We start from the raw sequence: 17,127 nt of genomic DNA, 5'->3' as shown, positions 1-17,127 counted from the left end.
TTTAAAAATTTAATATCAATTGTATTAATAAAAATTTAGAAAAAATAATTTACTCATTTTTAGACAAATAGTTTCCCGGATTTTTTTTGAATTCTTCCTTACAATGTGAACTGCAAAAACCATATAATTTACCTTGATAATTTAAGGTATCTTTTAAATTTTCATGGGTAGCCATCCTACATACTGGATCTACTTCATTCACAACTTTTACATTGGTGAGTATTTCTTCTTTGCTAGTATCCTTATTATTCTTAAGCTCACAAGAAGTCATCCACATCATTACAATTATATTGAGTGCGATAAATTTTATATTTTTTTTCATTAGTTATGAATTTTAATTTTAAAATATGAAGTTTTAATTTGAACTCCATAATCGAGCTAAATGTATGAAATCTTCTACAGATAATTGTTCGGCGCGTAGATTTAAAAATTCATGGGATTCAAGATGTTGAGGAATGTTTAAAACTTTTAATGCATTTCTCAGTGTTTTTCGTCTTTGATTAAATCCTGCCTTTACTAATTTAAAAAAGAATTCATCATCTATACCCTCTATTTTATCTCTATATCGTTTTAAGCGTATAACTGCCGATTTAACTTTGGGAGGTGGTGTAAACACGTTTTCATGAACAGTAAATAGGTAGTCTACGTTATAATATGCTTGGGTTAGAACGGATAGTATACCATAAATTTTATTTCCTTTTTGAGCGGCAATTCTTTCTGCTACTTCTTTTTGAAACATTCCAACCATTTCAGGTATTGTATGTTTATTTTCTAAAATCTTAAAAACAATTTGTGAAGAAATGTTGTAGGGAAAATTACCGATTACAGCAAAATTATCTGAAAATAATTCCTCAAATTCTAACTTAAGAAAATCACCTACAATGTTGTTTTCCAGTTGAGGATAATTTATTTTTAAATAATCTACAGATTCCTTATCTATTTCAGCAACATATACTTTTACCTGCTTTTGAAGTAAAAACTGAGTCAGAACTCCCATACCCGGACCAACTTCCAAAACTAAGTCATACGGATGATAGCTTAATGAATCTACTATTTTTGAGGCGATATTCTGATCATTTAGAAAATGTTGCCCTAAATGCTTTTTAGGTTTAACTTTCAATTGTATCTTTATTTTAACAATAATTTATATCCAAAATTACACTAAAATAAATGAAGTTTTTATATTTTAGCGAATATTTAATAAAAATATGGCCAATAAAACAGACAAGCTAAATAAGGGAAGATTGCGTTCTTCTAACATTACTGTAGTCATCAGTATTTCTTTAGTCTTATTTTTAATTGGAATCATTGGCATGATTGTAATTAATGCCAATTCTTATATTGATTATTTGAAAGAACAAATGGTGATTGAAGTTTTCTTTAAAAACGACAGAAACAAAAATAATCTAATAAAAAACGAAAAAGCCCAACTAAATTATCTTGACAGTATTCAAGTAAATCCCTACGTAAAAAAGGCTAAGTATATATCTAAAGAACAAGCAACTTACACCGCAAAAAAAGATTTAGGAGTTGATTCTCAATCTCTTTTCGAAGAAGATATATTTCCGGCTTCCATTACTATCGCTTTAAAACCGGAATATACTGATTCCGTACATATTGAAACTATAAAAAAGCAAATTCAAAAAAATGTTTTAGTAGATGAGGTAAAATCCGACAGTAATTTATTAACTCAGATGAATAAAGGAGTTCGAAAAATTACGTTAGGTATTTCCATACTTGCCGGTATTATCTTATTAATTGCCATTTCATTAATTAATAATTCCATTCGATTGAAAATTTACGCTAAAAGATTTATAATCAAAACCATGCAATTAGTGGGTGCAAAGCGTTTATTCATTATGAAACCTTTTTTAATTCAATCGGTAATTTTAGGAGCCATAGGATCTGCAATAGCCTTAGTTCTTTTATTTGCCGTAAATTATATGCTTATCCGTTATAATATTCTTCCGCCAATTGTAGATTATTCTAACCACATTATCTTGTCTTTGTTTATTTTGCTTATTGGAATTTTGATAACAACGGTTAGTACTTGGTTTGCTACCTGGAGATATTTAAAACTTAAAATAGACGATCTATATTATTCATAATTCTTAAATTGGCTGAAAATTTAATTTTATGAAAGATCAACCATCAAAAAATATATATTCTGAATCTGATAAACCTTTTTTATTTGGAAAAAGAAATTATACATTTATGTTTATCGGTTTGGGTTTAATTGCTCTAGGTCTTATTTTGATGACAGGACCGGATGCAAATACTGTAAATGGAGTTTATGATAAAAATAACTGGAACGAAGATATTTTTAGTTTCAGAAGAATTCGACTTGCACCAATTCTTATTGTTCTTGGATTTTTAGTCGAAATTTATTCCATCATGACTTATTCTAATCCAAAAAAGAACTCTAAATGAATACGTTAGAAGCGATCATTATTGCTATTGTTGAGGGTCTTACAGAATATTTACCTGTTTCCTCCACTGCCCATATGATTTTTACCAGTTCCATTTTAGGAATACAAGAAAATAACTTTGTAAAAATGTTTGAATATTGTATTCAACTGGGCGCAATCTTAGCAGTTGTTGTTTTATACTGGAAAAAATTTTTCGATTTTAAAAGATTAAATTTTTATTTGAAATTAATATTTGCTGTAATTCCTGCCTTAATTTTAGGTAAATTATTTAATGAAAAAATTGATGCTATTTTAGAAAAACCTATTCCTATTGCCATCGTTTTAGTTGTTGGGGGATTTATACTTCTGTTTGTAGATCGTTTTTTCAAAAATCCTACTATACTTAAAGAGGAGGATATTTCAATTAAACAAGCTGTAATTATAGGTTTTTGGCAATGTTTAGCAATGATGCCGGGTACCAGCCGATCTGCAGCCTCAATTATTGGCGGAATGCAACAAAAATTAAGCAGGGAGGTTGCCGCTGAATTTTCTTTTTTTCTGGCAGTTCCTACAATGCTGGCGGTCACTGTATATTCTCTTACATTGAAAACATGGGAAGAAAATGGAATCAGCATGAAAGGGTATGAACTATTGGCTTCAAATAGTAATCAAATGTGGATTTTTATTTTAGGAAACCTTGTTGCCTTTGTAGTAGCAATTTTTGCTATTAAATTTTTTGTTGGTGTAATTAAAAAATACGGATTTAAAATTTGGGGCTGGTACAGAATTATTATAGGTTCTTTATTATTGATATATTTTATTTACTTCCAAAAAGCTTAAAATTTTGAGTTTTATTTATTGAATATTTACTTACAATTTAAAAAGTTGAATTTAAGATTTTATGTTTACTTTAATACTATAGAGTTCTACTATAACGCATTAATATTTAACTGTTTTTATTTTTCTATATTTTAATAGTAAATTAAATATCTTGTGTGGGATAAATACAATTGCTTATTTTAGTTTAAAATTATACCTTATTAATAATCATAGTATATATAATCTTCAAAAATTACCAGACGTTCGATATTCTCAATAATAACACTTTATTATTATTTATTTTTCAGTTAAGGAATGTAATTTGCATTCATAAATTTAATAGCTTAGATATTTTTAGAGTTTATAATTATCTAATATAATAAACAAGATAAAGCTCAAAAAATACTTTTTAATTAATATTATCATAAATTTACCAAAAACTAATAATAATGTCAATACACTCGGAATTTAAAAAGATAACTACTGAAACTTTCAAAAAAATGAAAGTGTCGGGAGAAAAAATATCTATGTTAACTGCTTATGATTACACTATGGCAAGTCTTGCTGAGGAAGCCGGAATAGATGCTATTTTAGTTGGAGATTCTGCAGCTAATGTAGTGGCAGGATATGAAACTACGTTACCTATAACGTTGGATCAAATGATTTATCATGCCCAATGTGTATCAAGAGGAATTAAAAGAGCTTTATTAGTTGTAGATTTACCTTTCGGTACCTACCAATCCGATCCTTTACAAGCTTATCATTCTGCCGTTCGAATTATGAAAGAAACCGGTGCTTCCGCAATAAAAATGGAGGGTGGAATTGAAATAAAAGATTCTATAGAAGCCATTGTTAAAGCCGGAATTCCCGTTATGGGACATTTAGGTTTAACTCCTCAATCCATTCATCAATTTGGGTCTTTCAAGTTAAGAGCGAAAGAAGATGCCGAAGCGGATAAACTAATTTCCGATGCTAAATTATTAGAGGAAATAGGGTGTTTTTCACTGGTATTAGAAAAAATACCGGCTCAATTAGCAGAAAAGGTAACCAATGAATTAGATATTATTACCATTGGTATCGGTGCAGGAAATGTTACAGATGGCCAAGTTTTAGTTATTCATGATTTACTAGGCTTAAATAAAAATTTCAAACCGAAATTTGCCAGAAAATATTTACATCTTCATGAACAAATTGTTGAAGCCGTTTCAAATTATGTTCAAGATGTAAAAAGCCAAGAATTTCCAAGTAAAGAAGAAAGCTTTTAAATTTTTCACCTATTTATGGATATAAAATTTTAGTTTCTTAAATTATTGGATTTATTTTTTAAAAAATATGCTTACTGAAAATCAAATACTTTTTGAAGATAATCATATCATCATTATAAACAAAAAAGCCGGTCAGCTCGTTCAAGGAGACAAGACCGGTGATATTTCATTATTAGATGAGGTAAAATCTTATATTAAGCAAAAGTATTCCAAACCCGGAAATGTTTTTGCCGGACTTGTTCATCGCATTGATCGTCCTACTTCCGGCATTGTTATATTTGCTAAAACCAGTAAAGCCCTTACTCGATTGACGGAAATGATCAAGAAAAGAGAAATTAAAAAAACATACTGGGCGGTAGTAAAAAAAAATGAAATTCCTGAAACACAAAGGTTAGTTCACTATTTAAAGAAGAATGAAAAAAATAATAAGGCAATTATTTTTAATTCATCGAGTGCTCAAAGCGGTTCCAAAGAGGCCATTTTAACTTATAAAATAATAAAAAAATCTGACCATTACCTATTATTGGAAATCGATTTGGAAACAGGAAGACATCATCAAATACGAGCGCAACTCAGTGCAATTAAATGTCCAATCAAAGGAGATCTAAAATACGGTGCTGATCGTTCCAACTCTGATGGCAGCATTCATCTATTAGCCAGAAAAATCGAATTTATTCATCCCATTAAGAAGGAAAAAATTGTACTGGAAGCTCCGGTTCCGGAAAATGATAATTTATGGAAAAGCTTTGAAAATTAAAGTTTTTTGAAATATAAATATACAGTACTCATATTGTAAAATCCGGAAAATATATACGCTAAACCGGTTGCTATTGCTGCTCCTGTTATTCCATAGTGAGGAATCAATAATAATCCTACAATTAGCTGAATAATAATAGCTCCTACGGAAGCATAAATATTCTTTCTTAGTAACCCTAATGCTGCTGAAATATTTCCAAAAGGAATCAATACGAGTAAAGAAAAAACCGAAGCAATCATAAGAATATAAAAGGCCGTATTTGCCTGATAATTACTTCCAAATAATAAATTAATTATAAAATCTCCAAATAAAAAAAATATCGATATAAACACACTTCCCAAACCAAAAAAAATTATAAAATAATTTTTCATATAAGTTTGAAAATACTTTTTGTTGTTAAAATTCTTTACAAATTTAGGATAATCTGTTACTATAAACATTTGAGCAATAAAGAATAAATTAAAAGGAATGATAGATGAAATTCTATATTCTGCAATATTAACTGCCGAAAGAAAATATCCTACCATAAAAGTATCTATCGATGAAATAGATGTATGTAAAAAATTAGCTAATGAACTACCTATTGAATACTTCCAAAATTCTTTTTTAGATACGGGAAGTTTCGCATTTTCTTTAGACTTACTATATTTCTTAAGGAAGAAATAAAAAAAAATAAATGAAATGGATAATGAAATTACATATCCATAAACTCCAAATATAAAACTGAACAATAAAGAAATTACTAATGTGCTAACATTAAAGACCATATCCGTCATAGCATAACCATAATTATTATCACGTATTTGAAAATCTATGCGTATTTGATAAAAAAAGGAAAGACTGACAAAACGTAAGCTTAATAGTAAAGAAATTATTGTTAAATATTTATATTTTGTAGCATACAACAAGCAAATAATAAGAAATAAAAATATGGTGACAATATTGAGCTTATTACCTACTTTAAAATTATAAATACTTAATATATCCTTTTCCTTATTGTCGGAGACTAATGAGCCATAGCGAAGTAATGCATTTTGACTTCCCATATTTATAAAAGGCATAAGAAATGATAAAATGGACAAGGCTAATGTAACCGATCCAAATTCCTCTTTGGTAAGAATTCTAACTATAAAAAACGAATTACTTACCATAGCCAATTTACTTACTATTTGAGATATAGCAATATACCCTCCTTTATTTTTTTTGAATTCAAGTAAAAAAGATGATAGACTTTTTATCATTAGTAGTATCTATTTAGTGTATTTAAAGATAACATTCATATATATTTGATCTATTTTTTTGGCTATACTTTTTATACTAAAATACTTTTCAGAAAATTGATGCATAATGTCAGCTTCAGCAAATTCTACTTTACCCGTAATACATTTTTCCATTGCTTCATACAATTGATCTTCATTACCTTTTTCTATAAGAATCCCAAAATTTTCAGGAAACAACTCAGAAATTCCTCCTACATTAGTCGAAATTACAGGTAAACCACACGAAAACGCTTCATTAATTACACACGGTTGGCTTTCAGTATTACTGAACATGACTAATAGATCCGCATTCTTCATTTTATCCGAAACCTCAAATTCAGATAAAGAACCAAAAGTAAAAATGTATTCTTCCAGATTATTATTTTTTATAAATTCTTTTATATGAGTATTATCTCCATCCCCCCCTATTTGAAGTGTAAATCTATATCCTGAATCAGCTAATCTTTTAGTTACATTTAAAATACCTGTAATATTCTTGTATTCATTGTTTAAATTCGAAATATGAAGAAATTCATTTTTTTTCGTTTTTTTCTCTATTGGTTTAAAAATTTCCGTATTTACCACATTTGGAACAATACTAAATTTCCCTTTAATTCCTTTATTTTTCATGTTTAACTCCAAATCTTTAGTTACAGGTATCAGACAACTTGCTTTAGAACAAATTAGTTTCATTAGTAGATAATAAAGTTTGAGAGACAGACAAGAATTGTTTGTGAGCCAACGCGACCAGTGTTCTGTAACGACATAATTTATGTTCTTCTTCATCTTAAAATAATAAGCAAGAATAGCATAATAATGTAAGACATGAATATGAAGTAAATCTACTTTTTCTATTATCCGTAAACCTTTTATATAGGCTTGACATTTTTTTACGTAGTTAATAATTTTATAAGAACTTCCTTTATAATAAATTTTTAAAATAAATAAATTTTGTTCTTTATCCGTATTAATTTCAAATTCATTTTTTAACCGTTCATCTCTTTCAACATAAAGAATACTTACCTTATGTATTGTTGCAACCGCTTGAGCATGTCGTAAGATGAAATTACCATTTTTAGGATTTTTTTTGGAAGGAAACCAATAAGGTAAAAAAAGAATATGTAATTTTTGTCGCATCAGTAAAAGAGAACAAACTACAAATATATTATTTTTATCCAGATAATTAATTTATTATTTTTGTTAGTTAAAATGACTCAACGAAAAAAAGTATTAGTTTCTGTAATCAATAATATAGCTACGGATCAAAGAGTAGAAAAGGTTTGCAATTCCTTATATAAAAATGGTTACGAAATTTCAATTATCGGTACTAATTTATATGGAAAGCCCCCATTAAATAGACCCTATTCTTTTCACCGATTCCATCTTTCCTTTCAAAGAAAATTTTTATTATTTGCGGAATTTAATTTTAAATTATTCTGGAAACTATTATTTCAATCCGATAAACACACCATATTATTAGCTAACGATCTGGATTCTCTTTTGCCTAATTATTTAGTTTCAAAATTTAAAAAAATTCCTTTAGTCTTTGATAGTCATGAAATATACTCTGAATTGCCGTCCATACAGGGAAGATATGCACAAAAATTTTGGAGAAAACTGGAAAAATATCTTATACCCAAAATTGAATATTTTTATACCGTTAGTGAAGGATATGCAGATTTTTTTGAAGAAAGATACAGCAACCGCCCTATTATAATTAAAAATGTTCCAATCATCCCTACTATATCCGATAAGAATAAAAATATTCATACTAAATTACCTGAAACTCCATGTAATAAGAAAATTATAGTATACCAAGGAGCCATTAATTACTGCAGAGGGATTGATAAAATGATAGAAGCCATGAAATATATTGAAAATGCACAATTATGGATTATTGGTAATGGCCCATTAAAAAACACATTCGAAAATTTAAGTAAAGAATTATGTTTAGATCATAAAATTTATTTCTTAGGAGAAATTTCTCCTGAACAACTAAAATTAATAACTCCTAAAGCTGAGTTAGGTATAAGTCTGGAAGAAGACGGGGGTCTAAGTTATCGTTATGCTCTTCCTAATAAAATATTTGATTATGTTCATGCTAAAATACCTGTTCTAGGAACCTATCTTCCGGAAATAAAAAACATGATAAATGAAAATCAAATTGGCGAAGTAATTACTAATCATTCAGCGAATGAAATTTCAGAAAAAATAAAATTATTACTTTCTAGAGGAAAAAAACATTATGAAAATAACTTGGAAAAAACTTCAATAAAATACAATTGGGAAGCACAGGAATCAACCTTGTTAAATATTTTCAATCAGGCGAGTAAATAACACAAATACCCAATTTTGTATAATTGAAAAATTTTTAAATCTGCATTTTCGGACAATAAATTCTTTTTCATTAAACCACGATTTTTTTTAAATAAGTAGGTTACGAATTTAACGCCGTTCACTTTTTTTATTTGAAAATATACTTTTGCAAGTCTGATTTTTTTACATAGTATTTCATCATGTTGTATTAAACTTGATAAATTTTTAATAGCTTCTTCCGTTTTGTTTAAAAATATATGGTTCGATTCAATTCCCTCATGATAAACAGGATTTTCTATTAATTCAAGTTTAATAGTATTTGCTTCTAAAGTTAACCCAAACATTGTATCTTCATATCCATAATTGCATTCTAAAACAGGAAAAGGAATGGAATGAAAAATTCTTTTTCTAATCATTACATTAGCTGTTTTTAGATAAAGATAATTTGAGTTACCAGAATTTTTTTTTAGAGAAGTTTCTTCATAAGTAACTCCGTATTTCCAACGTAAAGACCTCTGAATAGTTTGTTCCAAATTCCTCCTATATAATATAGTCCCGCTTAAAACCTGACTTTCACAATGAATGGATGAAACAAAAGTTTTAAGATACGATGAAGTAGCCGGTATAACATCGGAATCCATGAATACTAACCATTCATAGTTAGCTTTTTGTGCTAAAAAATTACGGGCTTTAGCTCTTCCTAAATTTTCTTCGGAAATGATATAAGTAAGATTGTTTTTTGCACAAAATAATTGATTATTTTTAGTGATTTCATGATTGATAGAGGCATCATCAAGAAAAAGTACCTCATAGGGTACATTTAATTCTGCTCCTTGTTTTACCAATTCTTTACCTAAATTTATAATGGAATAATTATAAAGCGGAACAAGAATTGAAATCATAGAAGTTTAAATATTATAATTTCAATTAATATAATTTAAATAAAAAGATCATTGGAATCACCATGATAAATCTTTCCATTTTCACATTTAATAGTTTTTGCAGGAAAGTTCTTAATCATCGAATAATCATGTGTAGCCATTAATATGGTGCAATTATTTTGTTGGGCAATGCCTTTAAGTAACAGCATAATCTCATTAGATGTTTCAGGGTCCAAGTTTCCGGTCGGCTCATCTGCCAAAATTAAGGACGGATGATTTAATAAAGCTCTTGCGATAGCTACCCGTTGCTGTTCACCTCCGGAAAGTTCATGCGGCATTTTATGTTTTTTTGTTGCCATTCCAACACTTTGTAAAACCTCCTCAATCCTTTCATTGATGGCATACGCGTCTTTCCATCCGGTCGCTTTTAAAACAAACAATAAATTCTTTTCTACACTCCTATCCGTTAATAATTGAAAATCTTGAAATACAATACCTAACTTCCTTCTTAATGTAGGAATTTCACTATCTTTCAAGGAAACCAAATCAATATCAACTACTTTCCCCTGTCCCTCAAGCAAAGGAATGTCTCCATATAAAATTTTTAACAATGAGCTTTTTCCACTACCTGTTTTACCAATAAGATAATAAAATTCACCCTTTTCTAAGCTCATGTTAACATGACTTAGAACTAAAAAGTTTTTTTGATAAATATTAGCATTTCTTAAGTACAAAATAGGCTCACTCATTAGTAAAAGTTGTATAAGTATTTATAAAAGAGAATTAATTTTCACAAAAATAACAATTTAAAATATATTGCTTATTTTACTTCATTTTAAAGTTTTGTTAAAAATAGCTTATATGACTATTTTTAACTATTTTTGATTGAGAATTAATTTTTAATAATGAAAAATTTAATATTATTTATTGCAACTGCGCTGCTGCCTTTTACCGGAGTATTTGCACAAAAACATGCAATTAATGAAGAATACATGGATAAGAAAGTAAGACCGCAAGACGATTTTTATAACTATGTTAACGGAAATTGGATGAAAACTACTCAAATTCCTCCTGACCGTTCCAGATGGGGAAGCTTTGACCAATTACGTGAATTTACAGATTCTGTATCACTTACGATTCTAAAAAAATCAAATAATAAAAATTATCCTAAAGGTTCTGAAGGACAAAAAATTAAAGATTTGTTTAGTTCATTCATGGATATGGATGCTAGAAACAAACAAGGCATAGCTCCTATTCAACCTTATTTAAAAAAAGTGGACCGAGTGAAAAACCTCACGGACTTACAAAATTTACTTATCGAATTCACTCCGTTAGAAATGAATCCTTTTTATGAATACGGCGTTCAATCCGATTTAAATAACAGCAATAAAAATGCGGTATATTTAGGAGATGTAAGTTTAGGTTTGGGAAGAGATTATTATCAAAAAAATGATGAAAAATCCTTAAAAACATTACAGGATTATACAATCTATTTATCAAAATTATTAAAGGTAATCGGACATAAACAACCGGATAAAACCGCTTCCGCTATTGTTGCTTTCGAAAAACAATTAGCTTCTAATCTCTTAACAGTAGAGCAAATTAGAAACGCACAACTTCAAAATAATCCTTATTCATTTACAAGTTTATCCGAATTGTCCAAAAATATAAATTTAACGGATTATTTGACAAAACTGGGAGTACGTGTAGATACAGTTATTATTCCCGAAAAAAAATATTTTGAAAACCTAGATAATAATATTACTCCACAAAACCTTTCATTAGTAAAAGATTATATAAAAATAAATATTGTTAGATCTGCTGCCAATAGCCTAACCAAAGAATTGGATGATATAAACTTTGATTTTTACAATAAAACATTGGGAGGGCAATCAGAGCAAAGATCAATGGAAAAACGCGCTCTTACAAGTATCAATTCTTTAGTAGGAGAAGCATTTGGTAAACTTTACGTAGCTGAAGTATTTCCGGAAGAAGCTAAGAGAAACGCTAATGAATTGATTGAGTATTTAAAAAAATCGTTTGCCATCCATATTAATAATTTAACTTGGATGTCTCACCCTACCAAACAAAAAGCATTAGATAAGCTAAACAAGTTTACGGTTAAGATCGGATATCCGGATAAATGGAAAGACTATTCTAAGTTAGAAATAAAATCCGTAAAAGAAGGTGGATCTTATTTTCAAAATAAATTAAATGCTATTGTATTTAATTATGAGAGAGATAAAGACAAAATAGGTAAACCGGTAGATAAAACCGAATGGCTGATGTCTCCTCAAACAGTAAATGCCTATTATAATCCTTCATATAATGAAATTGTATTTCCTGCAGCCATTTTACAGCCTCCATTTTATGATTATAAAGCAGATGCCGCAATAAATTTTGGTGGAATCGGAGCCGTAATCGGCCATGAAATATCTCACGGATTTGATGATAGCGGTTCTCAATTTGATGGAGATGGAAATTTAAAAGATTGGTGGACACCCGAAGATAAAGAAAAATTTGAGAAAGCTACTCAAGCACTTGAAAAACAATATAATTCCTATGAACCCATTCCGGGTTTACATATAAACGGAAAATTGACATTAGGTGAAAATATAGCAGATTTAGGCGGAGTTGCCATTGCTTATGATGCCTTAGAAATTTATTTAAAAGAAAAAGGTAATCCCGGTAAAATTGATAATTTTACACCGCAACAAAGATATTTTATATCTTGGGCAACCATATGGAGAACAAAATCCAAGGAAGAAGCTCTAGTTAACCAAATTAAAACTGATCCACATGCTCCGGGTTATTATAGAGCTATTGCCCCTCTGGAAAATGTTGAAGGCTTTTATAAAGCATTTAATGTACAAAAAGGAGATAAAATGTTTAAACCTAAAAAAGAAAGAATTATTATTTGGTAATTATGGATTTAAAAGAACTTTTGAAAAAAAGCACGGCAACCCTTCTGGATGTAAGAGAAAAAGAAGAACTAATTAAAGAAGGAGAAGTAGAAGGAGCTATTTTAATTCCCATGAATGAGATACCATCAAAAATTGAAGAAATTCGCAACTTTTCTACCCCACTTATAGTTTTTTGCAGATCAGGAATACGATCCGAAAAAATAGTTAACTACCTCAAAAAAGAAGGATTTAATGACATATATAATGGGGGTGGATTTAAAGAAATTAATCAATTGTTAAATTCCTAATTTATCCTGAATTTATACTTTGGCAAAATATTTGAGATAACGCTTTAAAAGTTAAAAAAGGCTTATAAAAGCTTAAAAATTTAATATAATATATGAAAAATTTAATTAAAATTAGTATTACCAGTTTATTCTTATTATTTTTAGGTACTACATTTCAAAGTTGTAATTCTACCAAAAATGTTGCACAAAAAGTGGATGATAAAGAATTACAAATTAAACTAAGAGGTACATGGTATCTAACTTCTATAGACGGTACGTTAGCAACAAATTCATTTAAAGGAGAAATTCCTACTTTAAATTTTGACTTTGATAAAAACAGAACCAATGGTAATGCAGGATGCAATCAATATAACGGTTCATTTGCTCTAATTGGTAATGTATATAATCCTAGTCCAATGGTTTCAACTCTTATGGCTTGTCCTGAATACAACCAAGAGCCTAGATTTTTAGAATTAATGGGTAAAAGAAGTACCTTAGTATTTACCAACTACACTTTACAATTTGTTCAAGATGGTAAAGTAGTACTTGAATTTGCTCCGTTAACAAAATAAGTAAATAATAGTAAGATACAGCAAACTATATAAATAAGAGTGTATTTTTCACAAAAGCACTCTTATTTTCTTTACATCTAAAAAAAAGTTATATATTTGCTGCTCAATACATAATAATCATTAAAATAATATTGGCATGTATCTAACATCAGATGTAAAAAAAGAAATTTTCGCTAAACACGGTAAAGATGAAAAAAATACCGGTAGCGCCGAAGGACAGGTAGCTTTGTTTACCTTTAGAATTAACCATTTAACACAGCATCTTAAAAGAAATCATAAAGATTTCAACACTGAAAGAGCTTTAGTGGCATTAGTGGGAAAAAGAAAAAAATTACTTGATTATCTAAAGAAAAAAGATATCAACAGATATAGAGCAATTATTGCAGAATTAGGTATTCGTAAGTAAAAGAAATTATGGAGAGGCAATTGATCAATTGCCTCTTTTATTATCTTTAGAAAAAAGCACAAAAAGAAAAAAGTTTAATTTTATAAGTTATTCATTTTATATATTTTAACACACTGAGCACTGAATTCCATTAATCTTTGTTATTTTAATGGACTTGAGTGTTCTCTGGTGTTTTCCTATTTAAGATAAGTAACTAAATATTTTATCAATATTACCTTTTCTTTTTGCTTTATTATATATTTATTAACAAATTTTTTATTTTTTATGGAGATTCCAAAAGCAATTACAGAAAAAATTGTCTTGGATGATGGAAGAGAAATCATCTTAGAAACCGGAAAACTTGCTAAACAAGCAGATGGCTCTGTGGTAGTTACCTGTGGTGGAACCATGTTATTAGCAACAGTAGTAGCTGCAAAAGAGGCTAATCCCGGAGTAGATTTTCTACCTCTTACAGTGGATTACAGAGATAAATTCTCAGCCGGAGGACGTATTCCGGGTGGATTTATGAAAAGAGAGGGAAGACCAACGGATGAAGAAATACTAACCATGCGATTGGTAGACCGTGTTTTACGCCCTTTATTTCCCGACGACTTTCATGCCGAAATACAGGTAATGATTCAACTTATTTCGTACGATGGCTCCATACTTCCCGATTCATTAGCAGGACTAGCGGCTTCAGCAGCTATAAGCATCACTGATATTCCGTTTAACGGACCAATTTCTGAAGTTCGAATTATTCGCCATAACGGTAAATACATCATTAATCCGAGCCTTGCTCAAATGGATGAAGGATTTGATCTTGATATAATGGTGGGTGCTTCCAAAGATTCAATCGTTATGATTGAAGGAGAAATGAGCGAAATTTCTGAAAAAGATATGATCGATGCAATTTCAGTAGCTCATGAAGCCATTAAAAAACAAATTGATGCTGAAGAAAGATTAGCCGCTAAGGTTGGAAAATCTCAACCTAAAAGGGAATATTGCCATGAGACTCATGATGAAGAATTAAGAAGTGCTATTACAGAATTTTCCTATCAAAAAATTTATGATATAGCCAAAACACCTTCTGAAAAACATGAAAGAAGCGAAAAATTTGATGCAGTCTTAGAAGAATTTTTATCAAGATATACTGAAGAAGAGTTAGAAGAAAAAAAATCTTTAGCCGCTACTTATTTTCATGATGTACAAAAAGATGCGGTTAGACAACTTATATTAAATGAAGGCATTCGTTTAGACGGTAGAGACACAAAAACTATCCGACCTATTTGGTGTGAAGTTAATTACCTTCCGGGGTCTCACGGATCAGCCATTTTTACACGCGGTGAAACTCAATCATTGACTACTGTTACCCTAGGTTCTTCATTGGATGCTAATCGAGTGGACAATGTAATATCTCAACACGAAGAAAAATTCTATTTACATTATAATTTCCCGCCATTTTCAACCGGTGAAGTTAGACCGGTAAGAGGAGTTTCTCGTAGAGAAATAGGTCATGGTAATTTAGCTCAAAGAGCTTTAAAATATGTTATTCCAAAAGATTCTCCGTATACTATACGTGTTGTTTCCGACATTTTAGAATCTAACGGTTCTTCTTCAATGGCAACTGTTTGCGCAGGAACATTAGCATTAATGGATGCGGGTATTAAAATAAAGAAACCTGTATCCGGTATAGCCATGGGATTAATCACTGATAAGGAATCAGGCAAATGGAGCGTTCTCTCTGATATACTTGGAGATGAAGACCATTTAGGAGATATGGACTTTAAAGTAACCGGTACTGCCGACGGTATTACCGCTTGCCAAATGGATATTAAAATTCAAGGGTTATCTTTTGAAATTATGGAAAAAGCTTTGAATCAAGCGAAGGAAGGACGTTTACATATCTTAGGTAAAATATTGGAAACCATCTCTGCTCCTAATGATCATTTGAAACCCAATGCACCTAAATTGGTATCTTTGGAAATTCCTAAAGACTTTATTGGCGCTGTTATCGGACCCGGAGGAAAAATCATTCAACAACTTCAAAAAGATACAGACACTGTAATTACGATTGAAGAAAGTAATGATGTAGGAAAAGTTGAAATATCAGGAGTTGATCAAGCCAAAATTGATGAAGCAATTGAAAAAATTAAACAAATAGCTTTCGTTCCTGAAGTTGGAGCTACTTATAAAGCTAAAGTGGTTTCAATAAAACCTTTTGGAGCATTTGTTGAAATTTCTAAAGGTGTTGAAGGATTGGTACATATTTCCGAGTTAGAATGGAGACGTTTGGAAAAAGTTGAAGATTCCGTTAAGCTTGGAGATATCATCGAAGTGAAATATTTAGGTGTAGACGATAAGAAAAAGATTAAACTTTCAAGAAAAGTCTTATTACCTAAACCTGAAAAAAAGGATTCTGAAAGTAAAAAATAATACTTTATAATAAAAAAAGGTTGAAATTAATTTCAACCTTTTTTTATTTAGTTAGTTCATTGAATGAAATATATTTTATAAAAATCAGATTTTACCTACTTTTTACGCATATTAGTAAAGCGCTTATTTTAAATTACTTATTATTTCAATAAAATATTTAATATAGTATTACCAAAAAATTGAAATAATCCGACCAGTTCTCATCTTAACTATATATCTTAAAACTTATAATTAAAGTATAAGTTATTTAGAATTTTCAATACTTATAATTATAATAATTTATATTTTTATATTTTAGTTTCTTCTACATGAAAGAATATAGGCCCATATTTATAAGTTTACTTAAATTTTTCTCTGTTTATTTAATTTTAACAGCACTCTATTATTGGTATCTTACTTATTTTCAAAATGACCTGGCGACCTGTGATATTTATACTTTTAACGTTGCTAAACAATCGTCTTGTTTACTCCAATGGATTGGCATTACCAGTCAGGCGATCCATGTAGATCATGAAAATTTCATGCGTTTTTATATCAATAATAAATTTGTTAGCATTGTTAATGAAGGTTGCAATGCTTTGTCGGTAATTATTCTTTACGTATCGTTTATAATAGCTTTTGCTAATTCTTTCAAAAAAACCTGTATTTATCTGTTTATCACTATCTTATTTATATACTTAGTAAACATTGTAAGGATAAGCTTTATTAATTATATATTTTATTATTATCCGCAATATGGAAAGTTCAGCCATGACTATTTATTTCCATCAATTATATACGGATTAATAATTATTTTATGGGTTGTATGGATTAAATATTTCATATTTAAAAAGAAATAAAAA

The 17,127-nt window shown here is 29.3% G+C and carries 18 protein-coding genes; 12 read left to right on the top strand and 6 right to left on the bottom strand.

Annotated features, from left to right (window positions below; genetic code table 11):
* Positions 1–49: 49 nt before the first annotated feature.
* Both C4S75_RS04470 and rsmA read right to left on the bottom strand, forming a co-directional pair.
* Positions 50–280, bottom strand: coding sequence for a YHS domain-containing protein (locus C4S75_RS04470; RefSeq protein ID WP_185116735.1), 231 nt, complete (start codon positions 278–280; stop codon positions 50–52).
* Between the two features lie 75 nt (positions 281–355).
* Complete coding sequence (gene rsmA / locus C4S75_RS04465; RefSeq protein ID WP_105297126.1) at positions 356–1,120, bottom strand: 16S rRNA (adenine(1518)-N(6)/adenine(1519)-N(6))-dimethyltransferase RsmA; 765 nt, start codon at positions 1,118–1,120, stop codon at positions 356–358.
* Between the two features lie 88 nt (positions 1,121–1,208).
* On the opposite strand from rsmA, the gene C4S75_RS04460 reads away from it, so the two are divergent.
* The 5 genes from C4S75_RS04460 (at position 1,209) to C4S75_RS04440 (ending at position 5,249) form a co-directional block, all read left to right on the top strand.
* Positions 1,209–2,108: an ABC transporter permease gene (locus tag C4S75_RS04460; RefSeq protein ID WP_105297125.1), complete on the top strand. Its 900-nt coding sequence runs from the start codon at positions 1,209–1,211 to the stop codon at positions 2,106–2,108.
* 28 nt (positions 2,109–2,136) lie between these two features.
* Positions 2,137–2,430 carry a DUF3098 domain-containing protein gene (locus tag C4S75_RS04455; RefSeq protein WP_105297124.1) on the top strand — a complete coding sequence of 98 codons (294 nt, stop codon included), beginning with the start codon at positions 2,137–2,139 and terminating at the stop codon, positions 2,428–2,430.
* Positions 2,427–3,248: an undecaprenyl-diphosphate phosphatase gene (locus tag C4S75_RS04450; RefSeq protein ID WP_105297123.1), complete on the top strand. Its 822-nt coding sequence runs from the start codon at positions 2,427–2,429 to the stop codon at positions 3,246–3,248. The genes C4S75_RS04455 and C4S75_RS04450 overlap by 4 nt, the downstream gene beginning before the upstream one ends.
* Positions 3,249–3,676: 428 nt before the next feature.
* Positions 3,677–4,492 carry a 3-methyl-2-oxobutanoate hydroxymethyltransferase gene (panB, locus tag C4S75_RS04445; protein ID WP_105297122.1) on the top strand — a complete coding sequence of 272 codons (816 nt, stop codon included), beginning with the start codon at positions 3,677–3,679 and terminating at the stop codon, positions 4,490–4,492.
* Positions 4,493–4,559: 67 nt separating this feature from the next.
* Positions 4,560–5,249: an RluA family pseudouridine synthase gene (locus C4S75_RS04440; RefSeq protein ID WP_105297121.1), complete on the top strand. Its 690-nt coding sequence runs from the start codon at positions 4,560–4,562 to the stop codon at positions 5,247–5,249.
* Here C4S75_RS04440 and C4S75_RS04435 read toward each other — a convergent pair.
* Positions 5,246–6,490 (bottom strand): oligosaccharide flippase family protein, encoded by a 1,245-nt coding sequence (locus tag C4S75_RS04435; protein ID WP_105297120.1) that lies wholly within the window; start codon positions 6,488–6,490, stop codon positions 5,246–5,248. The genes C4S75_RS04440 and C4S75_RS04435 overlap by 4 nt on opposite strands.
* A 9-nt stretch (positions 6,491–6,499) precedes the next feature.
* A complete protein-coding gene (locus C4S75_RS04430) occupies positions 6,500–7,645 on the bottom strand; it encodes a glycosyltransferase (protein WP_105297119.1) in 1,146 nt (381 codons plus the stop codon).
* A gap of 72 nt (positions 7,646–7,717) precedes the next feature.
* Here C4S75_RS04430 and C4S75_RS04425 point away from each other — a divergent pair, with 72 nt between their 5' ends.
* Positions 7,718–8,845, top strand: a complete 1,128-nt coding sequence (locus C4S75_RS04425) for a glycosyltransferase (protein ID WP_105297118.1) — start codon at positions 7,718–7,720, stop codon at positions 8,843–8,845.
* Here the strand turns inward: C4S75_RS04425 and C4S75_RS04420 are convergent.
* A complete protein-coding gene (locus tag C4S75_RS04420; protein WP_105297117.1) occupies positions 8,830–9,726 on the bottom strand; it encodes a glycosyltransferase in 897 nt (298 codons plus the stop codon). The two genes, C4S75_RS04425 and C4S75_RS04420, sit on opposite strands and share 16 nt — an antisense overlap.
* 35 nt (positions 9,727–9,761) lie before the next feature.
* Positions 9,762–10,454 (bottom strand): cell division ATP-binding protein FtsE, encoded by a 693-nt coding sequence (locus tag C4S75_RS04415; RefSeq protein ID WP_105297116.1) that lies wholly within the window; start codon positions 10,452–10,454, stop codon positions 9,762–9,764.
* Positions 10,455–10,610: 156 nt separating this feature from the next.
* Here C4S75_RS04415 and C4S75_RS04410 point away from each other — a divergent pair, with 156 nt between their 5' ends.
* The 6 genes from C4S75_RS04410 (at position 10,611) to xrtF (ending at position 17,124) form a co-directional block, all read left to right on the top strand.
* Entirely contained in the window at positions 10,611–12,629 is a 2,019-nt protein-coding gene (locus C4S75_RS04410; RefSeq protein WP_105297115.1) for a M13 family metallopeptidase, read from the top strand.
* Between the two features lie 2 nt (positions 12,630–12,631).
* Positions 12,632–12,916, top strand: coding sequence for a rhodanese-like domain-containing protein (locus C4S75_RS04405; protein WP_105297114.1), 285 nt, complete (start codon positions 12,632–12,634; stop codon positions 12,914–12,916).
* Positions 12,917–13,008: 92 nt separating this feature from the next.
* Entirely contained in the window at positions 13,009–13,467 is a 459-nt protein-coding gene (locus C4S75_RS04400; RefSeq protein ID WP_105297113.1) for an META domain-containing protein, read from the top strand.
* 136 nt (positions 13,468–13,603) lie between these two features.
* On the top strand, positions 13,604–13,873 hold the full coding sequence (gene rpsO, locus C4S75_RS04395) for a 30S ribosomal protein S15 (RefSeq protein ID WP_105297112.1): 270 nt from the start codon (positions 13,604–13,606) through the stop codon (positions 13,871–13,873).
* Positions 13,874–14,137: 264 nt separating this feature from the next.
* Entirely contained in the window at positions 14,138–16,285 is a 2,148-nt protein-coding gene (gene pnp, locus C4S75_RS04390) for a polyribonucleotide nucleotidyltransferase (protein ID WP_105297111.1), read from the top strand.
* Between the two features lie 308 nt (positions 16,286–16,593).
* The gene (xrtF, locus tag C4S75_RS04385) at positions 16,594–17,124 is read left to right on the top strand and encodes an exosortase family protein XrtF (RefSeq protein ID WP_105297110.1); all 531 of its coding nucleotides are present in this window, start codon (positions 16,594–16,596) and stop codon (positions 17,122–17,124) included.
* Positions 17,125–17,127: the final 3 nt, after the last annotated feature.

Source organism: Apibacter sp. wkB309, from assembly GCF_002964915.1.
Classification (GTDB): domain Bacteria; phylum Bacteroidota; class Bacteroidia; order Flavobacteriales; family Weeksellaceae; genus Apibacter.
This window is presented reverse-complemented; position numbering and strand designations above follow the sequence as displayed.